General features: G+C 60.9%; 15 protein-coding genes, 1 rRNA gene and 3 pseudogenes. 10 read left to right on the top strand and 9 right to left on the bottom strand.

What is annotated here, in order from left to right; genetic code table 11:
- Positions 1–75: 75 nt before the first annotated feature.
- Positions 76–191 (top strand): 5S ribosomal RNA (rrf, locus tag GKC70_RS15300).
- A 111-nt stretch (positions 192–302) separates the two neighbouring features.
- Here the strand turns inward: rrf and GKC70_RS15295 are convergent.
- On the bottom strand, positions 303–1166 hold the full coding sequence (locus GKC70_RS15295; RefSeq protein ID WP_342649183.1) for a universal stress protein: 864 nt from the start codon (positions 1164–1166) through the stop codon (positions 303–305).
- 152 nt (positions 1167–1318) lie between these two features.
- Between GKC70_RS15295 and miaE the strand changes: the two genes are divergently transcribed.
- The gene (gene miaE / locus GKC70_RS15290) at positions 1319–1936 is read left to right on the top strand and encodes a tRNA isopentenyl-2-thiomethyl-A-37 hydroxylase MiaE (RefSeq protein ID WP_029613110.1); all 618 of its coding nucleotides are present in this window, start codon (positions 1319–1321) and stop codon (positions 1934–1936) included.
- A gap of 22 nt (positions 1937–1958) precedes the next feature.
- Here the strand turns inward: miaE and GKC70_RS15285 are convergent, their stop codons facing one another.
- The gene (locus GKC70_RS15285; RefSeq protein ID WP_029613111.1) at positions 1959–2279 is read right to left on the bottom strand and encodes a DUF883 family protein; all 321 of its coding nucleotides are present in this window, start codon (positions 2277–2279) and stop codon (positions 1959–1961) included.
- A gap of 128 nt (positions 2280–2407) precedes the next feature.
- Between GKC70_RS15285 and GKC70_RS15280 the strand changes: the two are divergent.
- Positions 2408–2670, top strand: a pseudogene (locus GKC70_RS15280) (hypothetical protein).
- Between the two features lie 3 nt (positions 2671–2673).
- On the opposite strand, the gene GKC70_RS15275 reads toward GKC70_RS15280, so the two are convergent.
- Positions 2674–3126 (bottom strand): LEA type 2 family protein, encoded by a 453-nt coding sequence (locus GKC70_RS15275; RefSeq protein ID WP_245219505.1) that lies wholly within the window; start codon positions 3124–3126, stop codon positions 2674–2676.
- A 160-nt stretch (positions 3127–3286) separates the two neighbouring features.
- Here GKC70_RS15275 and GKC70_RS15270 point away from each other — a divergent pair.
- The 6 genes and pseudogenes from GKC70_RS15270 to zapE all read left to right on the top strand — a co-directional run.
- Positions 3287–3793, top strand: a pseudogene (locus GKC70_RS15270) (sigma-70 family RNA polymerase sigma factor); the annotation flags it as partial.
- 4 nt (positions 3794–3797) lie between these two features.
- Positions 3798–4682, top strand: a complete 885-nt coding sequence (locus tag GKC70_RS15265; protein WP_342649182.1) for a FecR domain-containing protein — start codon at positions 3798–3800, stop codon at positions 4680–4682.
- A gap of 183 nt (positions 4683–4865) precedes the next feature.
- Complete coding sequence (locus tag GKC70_RS15260; protein WP_342651533.1) at positions 4866–7229, top strand: TonB-dependent receptor; 2364 nt, start codon at positions 4866–4868, stop codon at positions 7227–7229.
- A 161-nt stretch (positions 7230–7390) separates the two neighbouring features.
- The gene (locus GKC70_RS15255) at positions 7391–7711 is read left to right on the top strand and encodes a hypothetical protein (protein WP_342649181.1); all 321 of its coding nucleotides are present in this window, start codon (positions 7391–7393) and stop codon (positions 7709–7711) included.
- A gap of 22 nt (positions 7712–7733) precedes the next feature.
- Positions 7734–8882: a PQQ-dependent sugar dehydrogenase gene (locus GKC70_RS15250; RefSeq protein ID WP_342649180.1), complete on the top strand. Its 1149-nt coding sequence runs from the start codon at positions 7734–7736 to the stop codon at positions 8880–8882.
- Positions 8883–8943: 61 nt separating this feature from the next.
- Entirely contained in the window at positions 8944–10044 is a 1101-nt protein-coding gene (gene zapE, locus GKC70_RS15245; protein ID WP_342649179.1) for a cell division protein ZapE, read from the top strand.
- Positions 10045–10048: 4 nt separating this feature from the next.
- Here zapE and GKC70_RS15240 read toward each other — a convergent pair.
- The 4 genes and pseudogenes from GKC70_RS15240 to yegQ form a co-directional block, all read right to left on the bottom strand.
- Positions 10049–11043, bottom strand: a pseudogene (locus GKC70_RS15240) (alpha/beta hydrolase).
- 76 nt (positions 11044–11119) lie between these two features.
- Positions 11120–11557: a YqaA family protein gene (locus tag GKC70_RS15235; RefSeq protein WP_342649178.1), complete on the bottom strand. Its 438-nt coding sequence runs from the start codon at positions 11555–11557 to the stop codon at positions 11120–11122.
- Positions 11557–11985 (bottom strand): DUF411 domain-containing protein, encoded by a 429-nt coding sequence (locus GKC70_RS15230; protein ID WP_342649177.1) that lies wholly within the window; start codon positions 11983–11985, stop codon positions 11557–11559. The genes GKC70_RS15235 and GKC70_RS15230 overlap by 1 nt, the downstream gene beginning before the upstream one ends.
- A gap of 109 nt (positions 11986–12094) precedes the next feature.
- Positions 12095–13429, bottom strand: coding sequence for a tRNA 5-hydroxyuridine modification protein YegQ (gene yegQ, locus GKC70_RS15225; RefSeq protein WP_342649176.1), 1335 nt, complete (start codon positions 13427–13429; stop codon positions 12095–12097).
- Positions 13430–13559: 130 nt separating this feature from the next.
- Here yegQ and GKC70_RS15220 point away from each other — a divergent pair, with 130 nt between their 5' ends.
- A complete protein-coding gene (locus GKC70_RS15220; protein ID WP_029613120.1) occupies positions 13560–14624 on the top strand; it encodes an AI-2E family transporter in 1065 nt (354 codons plus the stop codon).
- Positions 14625–14630: 6 nt separating this feature from the next.
- Here GKC70_RS15220 and GKC70_RS15215 read toward each other — a convergent pair whose 3' ends face one another.
- A complete protein-coding gene (locus GKC70_RS15215) occupies positions 14631–15563 on the bottom strand; it encodes a class I SAM-dependent methyltransferase (protein WP_342649175.1) in 933 nt (310 codons plus the stop codon).
- A 196-nt stretch (positions 15564–15759) separates the two neighbouring features.
- On the bottom strand, positions 15760–16503 hold the full coding sequence (locus GKC70_RS15210) for a YcaO-like family protein (protein WP_342649174.1): 744 nt from the start codon (positions 16501–16503) through the stop codon (positions 15760–15762).
- Positions 16504–16572 lie beyond the last annotated feature (69 nt).

The following is a 16572-nucleotide window of genomic DNA, read 5'->3' as shown; positions in this document are numbered from 1 at the left end:
AGTTCGCGACGAATCACAGAATCACATATCCGAATAGGCTGGGGTGTCCGCAGGGGCGCACTGGCAACCGAATTTCTTGACGACCATAGAGCATTGGAACCACCTGATCCCATCCCGAACTCAGCAGTGAAACGATGCATCGCCGATGGTAGTGTGGGGTTTCCCCATGTGAGAGTAGGTCATCGTCAAGATTCATTTCGCAAAACCCCTATCTGCGCAAGCAGGTAGGGGTTTTGTCTTTTTGGTGTTTTCAAAATCAGCGCTGCCCTCTTGGGAGGCAGCTTGCAACCCCAACAGAAATCTCACACCATGACCGGTCGTGTGAGGGCGCTTACAGCCTGATCACTCTTGAGTACAAGCACATCGCCTTCAAGTGCGTCGAGCACCACCTCAGCAGTATTGCCAATCAGGGCCCCGGAGATACCCGTGCGCGCAACTGTTCCGATAATAGTCACCACCGCATCGATTTTCTTTTCGGTGTAAGGAATCAGCACATCCGCTGGTCCTTCGGCGACATGCAGCCGCTGATTGCTGATGTCGAACTCCGCCTGGAAAGCTGAACACGCCTCACGGTAGCGCTTTTCGATAGTCTCGCTGAGCTGATACACCGGATCGGAGGCAGCCAACATGGGCGAGGGGTGAGCGCTGATCACGTGCAGTTCACCTTTGGCCAAGCTGGCGATAGCGTAGCCATGGTCAATGATACTGGCATGCAGGCGGCGGTGATCTTCATCCTGATTGCCCACATCCACTGCCGCCAGGATGGCGCCGCCGGTCCAAGGCCGCTCGCTCTTGACCATCAGTACGGCACACGGACAGTTGCGCAACAGTTTCCAGTCGCTAGGCGTCAGCAGGGCTTTGCGCAGGGGGTTATCCGGGTAATGCTCTTTGATGACCAATTCGCACCCTTCGGCCTGCTGCACAGCGATGATCGACTCATGCAGGCTGTCCTGCCAGGCCTGTTCGTGGCTGACGTTATCGTAGCCATCGTCATGCAACTGACTGGCGAGCACGCTCAGCAATGCGTGATGGTCGCGCTTCTTGTCACACATCAGCAGATGCAGGCGTGCGCCGGTAACCCCGGCAATCAGCTTGGCGCGGGTCAGCGCGCGACTGTGGGCGTGTTCAGGGTCGAGCACGACGAGGATGCTGCGAACGGCTTGCATGGCATGAAACTCCTTGGATCTCGAGGGCTCATACCTGACTATAGTTGGCCAATGCGGCGATGCCGTTTGACCTGTATCAAGCGCAAGCGCTGGCGATGGCTGTCACCGTCGGTATAATCCCGCGCTCCTGCGTTGCCAACCTCCGTGAATTTATGTCCCTGACTCCTGAAATCGATGCCTTTCTTGGTTGCCCCACACCCGACGCCTGGATCGAGGCTGCGTTGGCCGATGAGCACACCTTGCTGATCGACCACAAGAACTGCGAGTTCAAGGCCGCTAGTACCGCACTCAGTTTGATCGCCAAGTACAACACGCATTTGGAGCTGATCAATATGATGTCGCGCCTGGCGCGTGAGGAACTGGTGCACCACGAGCAAGTGTTGCGCTTGATGAAGCGTCGGGGTGTACCGTTGCGCCCCGTTTCAGCCGGACGTTATGCCTCTGGACTGCGGCGAGTGGTGCGTGCCCATGAGCCGGTGAAGCTGGTCGATACCCTGGTGGTCGGCGCTTTCATCGAGGCCCGCAGTTGCGAGCGCTTCGCGGCTTTGGTCCCACACCTGGACGAAGAACTGGGTACGTTCTACCACGGCTTGCTCAAAAGCGAGGCGCGCCACTATCAAGGCTATTTGAAACTGGCGTATGAGTATGGAGAGGCGTCAGATATCGCGCAGGTGGTGCAGAAGGTTCGGGAGATAGAGGCGGAACTGATAAGTTCCGCCGATGGGGAAATGCGCTTTCACAGCGGCATCCCAATGGCCCAGCCAGCCTGAGTGGGCCAGAAGTTTCCTTGACTTACTGCCTACGGCCGAGTAGCAGGCCTACCACCAGACCGATGCCAGCGGAGATCGCCACAGTCTGCCAAGGATGAATGCCGATCAGCTCTTCAGTCGCCTCGACCACCGGCTGCGCTTTTTGCCCCAGACGGCTGGTGGCCTGACGCGCTTGACGCAGCTTCAGACCGAGCTGGGCGCGCAGCGTATCGGCTTCCTCGCCCACCAAAGACGCGCTGCTGTCCAAAAGCTTTTCCGACTCCTCGATAAGCGCCTGCAACTCGCTGAAGACTTGATCCTTGATCTGCTCGGTTTCGCTGGTCGCGTTGGATTTCCTGGCCATGGATGCCTCCTTGTAGGTGTGTTGGTGTAAACAGTGGAAAGCAGTGGTCGGCGAAAGTTGCACTGGCTTGGCGATGGTGCATCGCAAGCGTGTAAGATATCGCTCATTTTCAAGCGGCAGGAAAGACCATGAGTTTCAATCTGGCCAATAGAGACTTCGCCGAGCGTGCGCAGATCGAGTCGGAAAAGGCGCGCTTGTTCGAGCTGTGGCAGAACAACCTGGGCAAGGCCAAAGCCGAGGCGGCCAGGATGATTGCCGAAAAGTCGCGGCGCAAGGGCAAGTGGGCGGAGTGGGTGCGTGCGGAGCTGGACGGCATATCGCCCCTGAATTCGCTAACATGATTCGCAGCGAAATCAATAAGATGATGGCCGCCGCCAGCGCCAATCGTTGAGGGCTACCAGCCGAGAGTACCTGGCTGGGGCAGATCGAGTTTGCCCTTGTCGGTGAAACGGATCGTTCCCAACGGACCCCCGGCCAACTTGCCACGTAGTATGTAGGGCAGACCCTGTAGCGACTGTGCACGGCTCAGGCCGTAGGCTTGGCGTAGAAAGGAAAACGCGGTAATGCTCACCGGTACTACGATCACCGTCTCCTCATAACGCCCGATGTGGCCGCGTTGATCGCTGACACCAGCCGCCAAGGGTTGATCGTTCACCTCCAGATTCAAGGCAACGCCGTTGAAATCCACAGGCGTTTCGTTGGGGTTCTGAATGCGGATCTTGACTGCCATGCGTAACTCTAGATCTTGCCCCGCAAGAGGTTCGATACCGATGACGCTGATGTTCAGAGGATCTCGTGGTTGCAACAGCGCGCAGGCGTTGAGCAGCAGGGCCAGCATCAGCACCATGCACAGGCCTGGTCTTGAGCGAAAGCGGACAGTCATGAGCAGGCGCCTTGGCGTGTGGACGAGCGCGCAGTGTGGCAAATGCGGCGTGTCGTTGAAAGTGACAGTGGATATGAAAGATACTCTTTCGCATTAACACCAATCCTACTGGCATCATCTCTCCATGCTGACGTCTCCCGTGTCCAGCCTGCTGGCAAGCTTCCAGGAGCATTACGACGACTTGTTGTCGTTCCTCACACGTCGTATGCAAGACCGACAGCGCGCCGCCGACGTTGCGCAGGAAACATACCTGCGCCTGGTGCGTATCGAGGCACAGGCCATCGCGGTCGCGCACCCACGCAGTTTCATCTTCCGGGTCGCCGGCAACCTGGCCATCGACGCGCTGCGGCACGAGCGACGCCGAGCATCGAATCATGAACCGGAGGAGGGTAGGGGCGAAATCCCGTGTCCCTCGCCCGCCCCGGAAGCTACGCTGTTAGCTCGCGAGCGCCTGCAAATCTTGGATGACGCCTTGCTGCAGTTACCGAGCAACGCCCGTCAGGCCCTGCTGCTGAACCGGGTCGAGGGCCTGACCCAGGCGCAGATCGCTCAGCGCCTGGGCGTTTCCCCGAGCATGGTGGCAAAATACATCGGCCAGGCCCTGCGCCACTGTCGTGACTGGCTCGAGCAAAACCATGACTGAGCGGCCTGCGATGACCCCGCGACCTCCCCACAACGACCTCTGCGACGATGCCCTCGACTGGCAGGTCGTGCTCCACTCCGGTAATGCCGGTGCCGATGACCATGAGCGTTACCAGCGCTGGTGTGCGTCCAGTCCGGCCCATGCGCGTGCCGCTCGTGAGGCCGAGGCGCTGTGGGGCGATCTCGGGCAGACCCAGGCTGCACGGACGTTGCACGCCAAGCCGCTATCGCGTTCTCGGCGGCGCTGGCCACGCGCACTGGCCGCATCGATAGTGATGGTCGCCATCGCTTGCACCGGATGGCAGCAAGCGCCGATGTGGTTTTCTGACTATCACACCGCAATGAACCAGCGTCAGACTTTCACTCTGGCCGACGGCACACGTGTCACTCTGAACGGCAATAGCGCATTGTCGGTGTCATTCAGCGATACACGGCGTGAGGTCGTGCTGCAGACAGGTGAAGCATTGTTCGATACCGCCAGCGATCCGCGTCCGTTCGTGGTCGATGCCGGAGGCGAACCGGTCGAGGGCCGCCATGCCTTGTTCAGCGTGAGACGCCAGGCATCCGGCGCTGAAGTGGTGTTGACCCGGGGCGAAGCGCAACTCGGTGGGCGACAGCTTGCACTCACCCCTGATGCCGAGGCCCGGACCGCCTGGCGGCGCGGCAAGCTGATCTTCAATGGCAAGCCGCTTGGCCAGGTACTCGCCGAACTGGAGCGATACCGTCATGGGCGTATCTTCATTTCCGATGCCCGCCTGGCAGGCCTCGAAGTGAGCGGGGTGTTCGATCTTGACCAGCCGGACGCCTTGCTTCGTACCTTGGAGCAGCGCTACGGTTTGACAGTGACCTATCTGCCGCTTCTGGCAGTGGTGCGTTGATCGAGAAGATAATCGAAATATTTTTCATTTCCTGCTGCAAGTTTCCGCTGGCCAGATCGTCGTAGGGGGACTGATCCGTACACCCCCCTCGACTCGCCTGGAAGCTCACTTGTGAAGGCCACGCTCAATTCCCTGAACCGCTGCGGCGGTGGTTTCAAATATGTCCTGGCATCCTGCAGCGCCGTGCTGTCGCTGGCAGGCCCGCTGCCGCTGCTGGCTGCCGAGTCCCTCGACAGTGCCCAGGTGCAGTCACGCCAAGTTCGGCTCGATCTGCCCGCGCAACCGCTGGATCGCTCACTGACCGCATTTGCCGACCAGGCGGGCCTGCATGTGCTCTACACCACGGCCGATGTCGCTGGTTTGGACGGACCACCTCTGCAGGGTAGCTACACCATCAACCAAGCGCTCCAGATGCTGCTGGCCAGTACGGGTATCGACTGGCAGTTCAACGATGCCCGCACCGTCACACTGCGCAGGGCCGACGTTGCGCCGCAGAGCATCAACCTCAAGCCCATCGAGGTGAGTGTCGCCTCGCGCACCAGCACTGCGATCAGTGAAATCCCCGGTACTGTCTGGGTGGTGGATCAACAGCAACTGCGCGAGCAGATCGACAGCGGCGTGAGCCTCAAGGAGGCGATTGGCAAGCTCGTCCCTGGCCTGGACTTGGCGCCGGAAGGCCGCACCAATTACGGCCAGAACATGCGTGGGCGCAATGTGCTGGTGATGATCGACGGTGTCAGTCAGAACAGCTCGCGTGGTCTTTCGCGTCAGTTCGACAGCATTTCGCCATTCAACGTCGAGCGCGTCGAGGTGCTCTCCGGCGCCAGCGCCCTCTATGGCGGCGGTGCCACCGGTGGAATCATCAATATCGTGACCAAGAAGGGAGAACCGGGGCCGGCGCGGTTCGAGACGCAGATCGGTGCCAGCAGCGGTTTCAACAACAGCGACGACCTGGCGACCCGCATCGCTCAGTCGATCAGTGGCGGTAACGAGCGGATCAGCGCCCGTCTGGGTATCTCCGGTGAGCAGAACCAGGCCTTCTATGACGGCGCGGGCAAGCAGATCTTCATCGACAACACGCAGACCGATCTGCAGTACAACCGCACCCTCGACCTACTGGGCACACTCGGCCTGCAACTGAACGACGAACAGAGCCTGGAGTTTCTTGCCCAGTACTACGACTCCGGTAACACGGGCAGCACGGGCATTTTCTTCCCCAACCTCAAGCACAACGCGCCGTCGGATCTGGAAGACGCGCAATTGCGCGGTGGCTATTCCTCCGACTTGCAACCGCGTACCCGGCGTCTGCTGCTCAACGCCAACTATCACCATAGCGACGTGCTTGGCCAGGACTTTTACCTGCAGGCCTCGTATCGCAAGGAAAACGACAACTTCTACCCGTTCCCGTATTACAACGCCGGCTCGCCGCGTGGATCGCGCGGCGTGTACTTCGCAGCCTCGCAGCAGAATTTCGAGGTCAGCAGCCTCAAGGCGCTGTTCTCCAAGCAATGGGATCGCTTGAAGCTGACCTACGGCGTCGATATCGATCGCGAGCGCTTCAGCGCCGAGCAGACCACCTTCGATGCGCTGACTTCATCGAACAGCGGCGGTCTCGACCTGGACAAGGCCAGCAAGGCAGCGCGCTATCCCAGTTATCGGGTCGACGGTGTCTCGCTCTATGCCCAGGCCGATTGGCGCCTCACCGATAACCTCACGCTATCCGGCGGCGCTCGGCGTCAGCAGATGGACGTGGACGTGGGGGACTTCAAACGAGTGCCGGGCGGTAGCAACGACTATCAGGTCAATCTGTACAACCTGGGCGCGATCTACGATTTCAAGAACGGTCACCAGATCTGGACCAATTACGGCGAAGGGTTCGATCTGCCAGACCCGGCCAAGTACTACGGCAAGCCAGGGCTGTCCGTGGCCGACAACCCTCTGGCTGGCATCAAGAGTCGCCAGGTCGAGATGGGCTGGCGCTACAGCGATCTGCAATGGGATGCCCAGGCGGCGCTGTATTACATCTGGTCGGACAAGATCATCAACGTCGACCAGCAGACCTTGACCATCAATGTCGATGAGCAGAAAAGTCGCGACTTCGGCTTCGAAGGTGCCTTGACCCGGCACTTCGACAGCGGCTGGGAGGTTGGCGGCTCCTTGCACCTGGTACGTTCGGAGGAGGAGGCGGCCAACGGCGGCTGGAACAAGCGTGATGCGCGTTACGCCTCGCTCTCCAAGTCTACGGCGTTCGTCGGTTGGAAGGGCGATGGGCGCAGCGCGCGTCTGCAGGCCAACAGGGCCTTCACGCTCAAGGACGATGCCGACCATCAGATCGACGGCTACACCACCTTCGATTTGCTGGGCAGCCAGGAAACCGGCTTCGGGACCTTCAGTGCGGGTATCCAGAACCTGTTCGACAAGCAATACAGCACGGTATGGGGCCAACGGGCGACGCTGTTCTATTCGCCGACCTACGGCCCTGCCTACTTGTACGATTACCAAGGCAGGGGCCGTACTTACAGCCTGACCTGGAGTCTGGCGTACTGACCGGCTGCACGCGTCTGGTCAAGGCAGGGGGCCCGCGGTGCCCACCTGCCTAGCTGAAACATCGCGAATCAACTCAATACGGCTTCATGCTTTTTTGGCGAACCTGTCGAGACTTAGGCTATCCAACGCTTGGTCGCGAATTTTCGTACAGGAGGTGAAGCATGAAACCTACACTGCCGCTCTTGGCTATCAGCCTGCTCCTGTGTCTGCCGGTACAGGCTGCCCCAGTGCAGCTCCCCCTGCTGGCCGCCAGTGACTCGAACAACCCTTACAACAGTCCGATCCAGCGCGCCAACCCCAACAGTCGCCAGGGCAGCGTGCCGGATACGCCCCCGGTACGGGGGCCCTCGACGGCACCTGTTGAACGTCCCCCGACGCTGGAAAACCGCGGCATCGGCAATGGCGACAACCTGCGTCGTCAGCAGCAGACACCGAACCTGGAGCCCCGTCGGCCTCCACGCGACTCGCAACGCACGCCTTGAATCCCCCTGGAAGGAATCCCCTATGACCCCACGTACCTGGATGACCACACTGGCGGCTGCTGCACTGTTTCCATTGCTGGCGCAGGCCGCTGCCGAACAGCGCTTGCCCAGTGAAGAAGGCGAGTTGACGGTCAGCACTGTCGCCGATGGACTCAACCACCCTTGGGCGCTGGCCTTCCTGCCTGGTGGCAAGGACATGCTGATCACCGAGCAGCCAGGCAATCTGCGCATCGTCAATGCCGAAGGCAAGGTCGGCCCACCGTTGTCGGGCGTGCCGAAGGTCTGGGCGCAAGGGCAGGGCGGCCTGTTGGATGTTGCCCTTTCACCTGAGTTCGCCAAAGACCGGACGGTGTACCTGTCCTATGCCGAGGAGGGTGCGGACGGCAAGGCCGGTACGGCGGTTGGTCGGGGGCAGTTGTCCCAGGATCGATCGCGTCTGGAGAACTTCAACGTGATCTTCCGCCAGCAACCGAAGCTCTCGGTGGGTAATCACTTCGGCTCCCGGTTGGTGTTCGACCGTGACGGCTACTTGTTCATCGCCCTGGGCGAGAACAATCAGCGCTCCACTGCCCAGGAACTGGACAAGCTGCAAGGTAAGTTGGTGCGAATCCTGCCCGATGGCGAAGTACCCAAGGACAACCCCTTCGTTGGTCAGAAAGATGTGCGGTCGGAAATCTGGTCGTTCGGCCACCGCAACCAGCAGGGTGCGGCGCTCAATCCTTGGACGGGTCAGCTCTGGACACATGAGCATGGGCCGCGCGGTGGCGACGAAATCAATATTCCTCAGCCGGGCAAGAACTATGGCTGGCCGATTGCCACCCACGGCATCGATTATTCCCTGTTGCCGATTCCCGAGGCCAAGGGCAAGCATGTCGACGGCATGGAAGACCCACATCACGTCTGGGAGAAATCACCCGGCATCAGTGGTATGGCCTTCTATGACAGCCCCACCTTCAAGGCTTGGGATCACAATCTGTTCATAGGGGCCTTGGCCACTGAGGAGTTGATCCGTCTCCAGCTCGACGGCGACAACGTGGTCCACGAGGAGCGCTTGCTTGGCGAGCTCAAGGCGCGAATTCGTGACGTGCGGGTTGGCCCTGATGGCTATCTCTATGTGCTGACCGATGCGCAGGATGGCGCGCTACTCAAGGTGGGCTTGAGCAAGGATTGATCGGCGGCCCCACGCCAACGCTGCTTGCACTATCATGGCGGCTTTGCCCAGGCATGCCGCCATGACGCCCGCTGCTCTCTACCTCCAAGCCCTGCAACGCGAGGGTTTCGTCGCCGATGCCGCGCAGGCCTCGGCGGTCAGCGCCCTTGAGCGCTGTTTCGAGGCCGTCCAGCAAGGACGTGCCGTCCAAGGCGTCTATCTGTGGGGGCCGGTGGGGCGTGGCAAGACCTGGCTCATGGACCTGTTCCATCGCTGCCTTGAAGTGCCGTCGCGGCGTCAGCATTTCCATCACTTCATGGCCTGGGTGCACCAGCGCCTATTCCAGCTCGTGGGCACCGCCGATCCTCTACAGGCCCTGGCTCAGGCGTTGGCGCAGGACATCCGTGTGTTGTGCTTCGACGAGCTGTTCGTCACCGATATCGGTGATGCGATCATCCTCGGACGCCTGTTCCAGGCGCTATTCGAACAAGGTGTCGTGCTGGTCGCGACCTCCAATCAACCGCCTGATCAGCTCTATGCCGATGGCTTCAACCGCGAGCGCTTCCTGCCGGCGATTGCGGCGATCGAGCAGCATATGCAACGGGTGGCGGTGGCTGGCGATCAGGATCACCGGCTGCATCCCGGCGCGCAGTTGCAGCGCTACTGGGTGAGCGAGGCAGGCACCGCCTCTGCGTTGGCGGCCGTGTTCTGTCAACTGAGCGCCGGCGAAACGGCTACTGAGCTACCGCTGCAGATCGGCACACGGCACGTCACGGTCATTCGTCGCAGTGAGCGGGTGATCTGGTGCGACTTCACGCACTTGTGCGACCAAGCGTTAGCGGCGACGGACTTCATGGCCTTGTGCGATCGCTATAGCGCGATTCTGGTCAGCGCCGTGCCCGCACTGGGTGGCCAACAGCGCGCCGGGCGTATCGCCCGAGGGACGGAAGATGCCGCGCAGCGCGTGATCGCTGGCGACCGCGAGCTGCCGGCGCTGTCACCGCGTGATGACAGTGTGCGGCGCTTCATCGCACTGGTCGACGAATGTTACGACCGGCGAATCGCCTTGTACCTGGAGGCTGCCGTGCCGCTCGAGGCGCTGTATACCGAAGGTTACCTGTCATTTGCCTTCCGCCGAACCTTGAGTCGCTTGCAGGAAATGCAGTTGCAGCGCTTCGCCTGAGGACCTATCGCAGCCAGTCGATCAGCGCGTCGTGAAAGCGCTCGGGCGCCTCGATTTGCGGCGCGTGACCCAAGCCTTTGAAGGTCACCAGTTTGCCTTGGGGTATCAGTTTTTCCACCTGAGGGCCCAGTACCGCATAGTGGCCCAGTTTGGCTTTGATCTCGGGCGGTGCGATGTCGCTGCCGATGGCAGTGGTGTCCTGGTCGCCGATCATCAGCAGCGTCGGCATCTGCAGGTTCTTGAACTCGTAGACCACCGGCTGCGTGAAAATCATGTCGTAGATCAGCGCAGAGTTCCACGCCACCGCTTCATGTCCTGGTCCTTGGTTCAGGCCCACCAACATATCTACCCAGCGCTCGTATTCGGGCTTCCAGCGCCCGGCGTAGTAGGTGGTGCGTTCATAATTGCGCACGCCCTCGGCATTGAGCTTGAGCTCGCGTTCGTACCATTGATCGACCGTGCGGTAAGGCGCACCCAGGGCTTTCCAGTCTTCCAGGCCGATGGGGTTGACCATGGCCAGGCGCTCGACCTGCTGTGGGTACATCAGGGCATAGCGGGTGGCTAGCATCCCCCCGTGGAGTGGCCCACCAGGCTGATCTTGTCGATCCCCAAGCGTTGGAGCAGCGCATGGGTGTTATCCGCCAGTTGTTGGAAGCTGTACTGGTAGTACGCGGGTTTGCTGGAGGTGCAGAAACCGATTTGGTCGGGAACGATGACCCGATAGCCGGCCTTGCTCAAAGCGTCGATCGAGGACTCCCAGGTGGCGGCGCAGAAATTCTTGCCATGCATCAGTAGCACGCTGCGACCATTGGCATGACCTCGGGCGGGTACATCCATGTAGCCCATCTGCACGGTCTGGCCTTGTGAGCTGAAGTTGAAATGTTGCAATGGATGAGGGTAGGCGAAGCCTTCGAGCTGCTTGCCGTAGGTGACGGATTCAGCGGCCAGGGCCGGAGCGCCGGCCAGGCATGCCAAGGTCAATGCGGTTATGCGCAGCATGGCGAAGACTCCGAGTTCGGTCATATAGGAAGCGGCGACTGTAGCAGTCGGTTGACCTGCGCAGCGGACAAAGGTGTCACCCGGTGTGAAACCAGCCCAGGGTAATCAGTATCAGAACCCAGTAGCGACCAGCCTTGGCCAGGGTCACCAATAACACAAAGCGCCAGAGCGGCTCGCGAAGGATTCCCGCGACCAGCGTCAGTGGATCGCCGATCACCGGAACCCAGCTCAGTAAAAGCGACCACTGTCCCCAGCGCTGGTAGTGGCATTGTGCGCGTTGCAACTGAGTGGCGCTGAACGGGAACCAGCGTCGATCACGCAGGCGTTCGATTGCCCGGCCCAGCAGCCAATTGACCACCGAGCCGAGCACATTGCCGAAGGTGGCCACCAGCAGCAGGAGCAGCCAGGCGTCAGGATCGCGCAGCAGCAAGCCGACCAGCACGGCCTCGGACTGCAGCGGCAGCAGCGTGGCAGCACCGAAGGCGCTGAGAAACAGGGCCCCTAAACTGATCATCAGTACTCGGCGACCACGGTGTCCCGACCCTCGCGCGTGAGGCCGATCACCTGATAAGCGTCTTTACGCGCCCCCATCTCCATCCCCGGGGAGCCGATCGGCATTCCCGGCACTGCCACACCCACCAGATCGTCTCGCTGAGCCAGCAGGCGGACCTGCTCGGCGGGCACATGGCCCTCGACGAATTTGCCGTCGATCACTGCGGTATGGCACGAGGCGAGTCTGGGTGCGACGCCAAGGCGCTGTTTCACCGCGCTCATGTTCGGCTCGACATGGTCATTGACCGTGAAACCGTTATCGCGCAGGTGGGCGATCCACTGTTTGCAGCAACCGCAGTTCGGGTCGCGGTAGACATCCACGACCTCGCAGGCCTGGGCCAGGCCGCCGCAGGCCAGCAGTACGAACGCCAATAGGTGCTTTTTCAGCATGAAAACACTCCTCGATCAATGCGCCTGCATTGCGCGCGCCAGCATCACGTAACGGTCGAGCATGCAGCGCCTTGTCTGACCTTAGCCTGAAGCGCAGATGACAGTTTTGTCAGGCATGTTCTTGTGCTTCGCCCAAGTCGCGCATCAGCAGTCCGAATTCCAGCGGCACCTGCTCGGGCACCGGCAGGTACACCACATGCCCGTCCCCTGGGGCGACATCGATGGCATTGCCCTGGCGATCGCTCAGACGATCGAGGTCGAAATGATAATTGCCCCTAGGGGTCATGATCTCGAGCGTGTCGCCCACTGTGAAACGGTTCTTGACCTTGACCTCAGCCAGTCCGTCGACGCGCTGCCCAGTCAACTCACCGACAAACTGCTGGCGTTCTGAAACCGAATGGCCGCGTTGATAGTTCTGATACTCATCGTGCACATGTCGGCGCAAGAACCCTTCGGTGTAGCCACGCTGGGCAAGCGATTCGAGATCGTCCATCAAACCGCGGTCGAATGGCCGTCCGGCCGCGGCATCGTCAATGGCCTTTCGGTAAGCCTGAACGGCACGCGCGCAATAGAAATGCGATTTGGTGCGGCCCTCGATCTTCAGCGAGTGCACGCCCATCTGCGTCAGGCGTTCGACGTGCTGAACGGCGCGCAGGTCCTTGGCGTTCATGATGTAGGTACCGTGCTCGTCCTCGAATGCCGGCATCTGCTCATCTGGCCGGTTGTGTTCCTGGAGCAGGAAGACTTGATCGCTGGGCGCGCCAACGCCCAGCGTAGGCTCGACCGTACGCACGATCTCGCCGGTGACGTTTTCGCAGGCTTCGGTGGCCTGGTACTTCCAGCGGCACGCATTGGTGCACGTGCCTTGGTTGGCGTCGCGCTTGTTCAGGTAGCCCGACAACAGGCAGCGACCGGAGTAAGCCATGCACAGCGCACCATGCACGAAGACTTCCAGCTCCATGTCAGGCACCTGCCGCCGTATTTCCTCAATCTCCTCCAGCGACAGCTCGCGCGACAGAATCACACGACTCAGCCCCATTTGCTGCCAGAACACGACACTGGCCCAGTTCACCGTGTTGGCTTGCACCGAAAGGTGCACCGGCATCTGCGGGAAGTGTTCACGCACCAGCATGATCAGGCCGGGATCGGACATGATCAGCGCGTCGGGTGCCATCTGGATCACCGGCTCGAGATCCTTGAGGAAGGTTTTGAGCTTGGCATTGTGCGGCGCGATGTTGACCACCACGTAGAACCGCTTGCCCAGGGCATGCGCTTCCTGGATGCCCGCGGCCAGGTTGGCATGATCGAATTCGTTGTTGCGCACCCGCAGGCTGTAGCGCGGCTGGCCGGCATAGACCGCGTCTGCACCGTAGGCGAAGGCATAGCGCAACGTCTTGAGCGAGCCGGCAGGGGCGAGCAATTCAGGCTTGGCAAGAGAGTTCATGGACGCACCGGGGCAAAAGGCGCGAATGCTAGCGATAGGGCGCCCGTGGCGTGTTGATCTGAATCAAGCGCCTGATGGCACTTTTGCCTGCGCGCTGCGCACTAAGGTCCAGGACAACCGAGGAATCCCCATGAATCAAACCGCTCTACAAAATCGGGCACTGGCCGTCTTGCTGGCGCTGGTGACCATCGCCTTCGTGTGGATTCTGTTGCCTTACTATGGCGCCATCTTCTGGGGCGTGATCCTCGGTATTCTGTTTGCGCCCTTGCAGCGCAATCTGCTTATTCGCTTCAACCGTCGTCGTAATCTGGCCGCGTGCGCGACGCTTGCCATCTGTTTGCTGATCGCGGTTCTGCCCGTTATCGTCATCAGCGCCTTGTTGGTGCAGGAGGGCGCGACGCTGTACCAGCGCATCGAAAGTGGCCAACTGGACATCGCCGGTTACGTCGAGCGCGGTCGCGACATGCTGCCGCACTTCGCGCAGAACGGGCTGGACCGCCTGGGTGTCGGCAACCTCGACGGTCTGCGCGAGAAGATCACCCAATGGGCGACCCAGGGCAGCCGGTTCCTCGCTAGCCAGGCCTTCAGCTTTGGCCAGGGCACCTTCGATTTCCTGGTCAGCTTCGGCATCATGCTCTACCTGCTGTTCTTCTTCCTGCGCGAGGGGCCGGAGTTGGCGCGCAAGGTGCGTCAGGCTGTACCTCTGCCCGAGCAGCAGAAGCGCCGCCTGCAACTGAAGTTCAACCGTGTAGTGCGTGCGACCGTCAAAGGCAACCTGCTGGTGGCGATCACCCAGGGCGCCCTGGGTGGTTTCATCTTCTGGGCGCTGGACATTCCCAGTGCGCTGGTCTGGGCGGTGTTGATGGCATTCCTTTCGCTGCTGCCTGCGGTGGGGGCTGGCATCGTATGGGGGCCGGTTGCGGTGTACTTCCTGCTCACGGGTGCCATCTGGCAAGGGGTCGTACTGGCCGCATTCGGCACGCTGGTCATTGGGCTGGTGGACAACGTGCTGCGGCCGATCCTGGTGGGCAAGGACACCCGTATGCCTGACTACCTGATCCTGGTATCGACCCTCGGTGGGCTGGCGGTATTCGGGCTCAATGGTTTCGTGATCGGGCCACTGATCGCTGCCCTGTTCATCGCCAGTTGGACCATCTTCACCGAGACCACGCCACAGGTACAGTTGCCGTCGTGAGCCGAGTCAGGACCGTTCCAGCGTAAAGAGCTGGAACAGCGCCTGGGTATGGGGGCATTGGGCGAGGGCGCCTGTCATGTTCAGACCCAGGCGCCTGGCTTCGGCTTTCATGGGAATCAGCACGGGCGTATGTCCGAACACAATCACCAGCCCGCCGTACCGAACCAGTGGAATCAGGCGTTCGAACAAGTGCACAGCTTCATGCTGGCGCATGACTTCGGCATTGAGAAAACGCAGGACCAGGACATCGCATCGCCCGGGTGCAATTGCCGGGGTGACTGCATCGGTCAGTGCGAAGCGCAGATTAGGATGCACGTGCTGGACGCGTGCATGGTCGATCATGGCAGCCGAGATATCGCTTCCCAGACACTGCACGTGCGGCAAGCCTGCCGCGAGACTGGCGATGAACGTGCCGGTCGAGCACGCCGGATCGTAGACCACTGCCCCCGGTGCAAGGCGCTTCGACAGTAACCCGAGGCAGTGCTGCCGGAAATGCGTCTCCTGGGGATCCAGGTGGCGAGCCAGCCGTCGCGTGTCATCCCAGAACGACAAGGGTGCCACCTGCTCATTGCCGTGTTCGTCGAGCACAGGGAAGGGGAAGTGGACCGTTGCGTCGGGACTGCATGAGGCCTCGCTGAAGACACGGAGCTTTTCTTCCAGACTCAGGGCGGTGTAGTGCAGGCGTAGGCAATGGTGGGTGTGTCTGGCCTTGAGTAAGGGGCCTAACAGCATCCTTGGGCTGAGGAGGCTACCCAGCGTGCCTGTTTCGTCCAGCAGCTTGCGACCGAGGTAGTTGACGCCTTCCAGTTGAAGCACGAACAGGTTATTCAGGCCGTGCCCCATAGGCTCTTCGAAGAATGCTACGGTGCCTGGCTCGTGAGTGAAGGCCGGTAGGTGACGAGCTATCCAGGATTCGCGTTCGGCGTAGTGCTTTTGCATGACGGGACTCACCGTGTTCGGCTTTGTAGAGAACGGCCTCTAGGGCCGGGACAGACCACATTTCCGCTGCACACGAGGTGAAAACGCTCAAGGCCGGGAATGGCCACGTTGACCAGGCTTATGCCGTTCTGGCCTCGAAAGACCTCGCAAACCCCGGCGTGTTGGCCATGCCTTCGCAGATCCGCCCACAGCTGTGCTACCTGCTCACGGACCGTCGTGAATGGGGGGCTGGAGGTAGCGGCACGACTTCGCCGGCTGCTTGATGCACTGTGCCGAGGTCGAGTTGCAGACACCCGTGCAAGCGCGGGAACGGGCGTAGCTGTTGCTCAGCCAGCGTCAGCTCGGCCTTGGCCTCTGCAACCTGGCTGTTGAGCTGGACCTGAACCAGCTCTGTGACTGCTCGGCGCACTGCATGCCAGGGGTCGAGCGATGCACCGGCACCAAACAAGGCGCCATGCAACGTCGTCTCCGTTGTGATGCGAAGTGCGAGGTAGGTGCGGCTGGCAAATTCGCTGCTGATGTCCAGCACTCGAATCTGCGCGTCAAGGCACTGCTCGGCTTGCCGCCACAGGTGGCCAAGGGCGTAACTGGGGTCTGGTTTGCTGACCCAGCGCAGCAGCGAGGGCTGCCGATAGAAATAGTGACGTAGAAAAAACAGTGACAGCGCGTCGCGCTCGATGCTTTGGTTCAGTGCGTGTAGCACGGCCTCCAGGTAGGTCGCGCCGATGGCTGCACCGTCGTTACTGCTGTAGCGCCGCAGGCCGCGGTAGTCGAAGGTCTCGTCGGGTAGAGGGTGGTCGGCATGATCAGGCAGGCTGAGGGCAAGCGGATAGTCGAACAGCCATTCCCCGTCCAGATCATGGTAGGCCTGGCAAGCCAGTGTTTTTTCCGGCTGCTCGGCCAGCCAGGGCTGGAGTATGTCCTGCTGCAGTGCTGGCATGCGCGCCAAACGGGCAGCCACGCTGAGGTGGGTCGCGCGTACGTGGTGCTGCTCGAGGAAGTGTTCCAG

This window comes from Pseudomonas sp. REB1044 (assembly GCF_038813925.1).
GTDB lineage: Bacteria > Pseudomonadota > Gammaproteobacteria > Pseudomonadales > Pseudomonadaceae > Aquipseudomonas > Aquipseudomonas boreofloridensis.
Note: the sequence above shows the minus strand (reverse complement) of the source record. Positions and strands in the feature narration are given on the sequence as shown.

Excerpts from the sequence above, each read along its gene's own strand:
- GKC70_RS15285 (WP_029613111.1), bottom strand. The coding sequence starts at position 2,279 with ATGGCCAGGAAATCCAACGCGACCAGCGAAACCGAGCAGATCAAGGAT.
- GKC70_RS15235 (WP_342649178.1), bottom strand. The coding sequence starts at position 11,557 with ATGATCAGTTTAGGGGCCCTGTTTCTCAGCGCCTTCGGTGCTGCCACG.
- GKC70_RS15250 (WP_342649180.1), top strand. The coding sequence starts at position 7,734 with ATGACCCCACGTACCTGGATGACCACACTGGCGGCTGCTGCACTGTTT.
- miaE (WP_029613110.1), top strand. The coding sequence starts at position 1,319 with ATGTCCCTGACTCCTGAAATCGATGCCTTTCTTGGTTGCCCCACACCC.
- GKC70_RS15215 (WP_342649175.1), bottom strand. The coding sequence starts at position 15,563 with ATGCAAAAGCACTACGCCGAACGCGAATCCTGGATAGCTCGTCACCTA.
- yegQ (WP_342649176.1), bottom strand. The coding sequence starts at position 13,429 with ATGAACTCTCTTGCCAAGCCTGAATTGCTCGCCCCTGCCGGCTCGCTC.
- zapE (WP_342649179.1), top strand. The coding sequence starts at position 8,944 with ATGACGCCCGCTGCTCTCTACCTCCAAGCCCTGCAACGCGAGGGTTTC.
- GKC70_RS15255 (WP_342649181.1), top strand. The coding sequence starts at position 7,391 with ATGAAACCTACACTGCCGCTCTTGGCTATCAGCCTGCTCCTGTGTCTG.
- GKC70_RS15220 (WP_029613120.1), top strand. The coding sequence starts at position 13,560 with ATGAATCAAACCGCTCTACAAAATCGGGCACTGGCCGTCTTGCTGGCG.
- GKC70_RS15265 (WP_342649182.1), top strand. The coding sequence starts at position 3,798 with ATGACTGAGCGGCCTGCGATGACCCCGCGACCTCCCCACAACGACCTC.
- GKC70_RS15210 (WP_342649174.1), bottom strand. The coding sequence starts at position 16,503 with ATGCCAGCACTGCAGCAGGACATACTCCAGCCCTGGCTGGCCGAGCAG.
- GKC70_RS15275 (WP_245219505.1), bottom strand. The coding sequence starts at position 3,126 with ATGGTGCTGATGCTGGCCCTGCTGCTCAACGCCTGCGCGCTGTTGCAA.
- GKC70_RS15230 (WP_342649177.1), bottom strand. The coding sequence starts at position 11,985 with ATGCTGAAAAAGCACCTATTGGCGTTCGTACTGCTGGCCTGCGGCGGC.
- GKC70_RS15295 (WP_342649183.1), bottom strand. The coding sequence starts at position 1,166 with ATGCAAGCCGTTCGCAGCATCCTCGTCGTGCTCGACCCTGAACACGCC.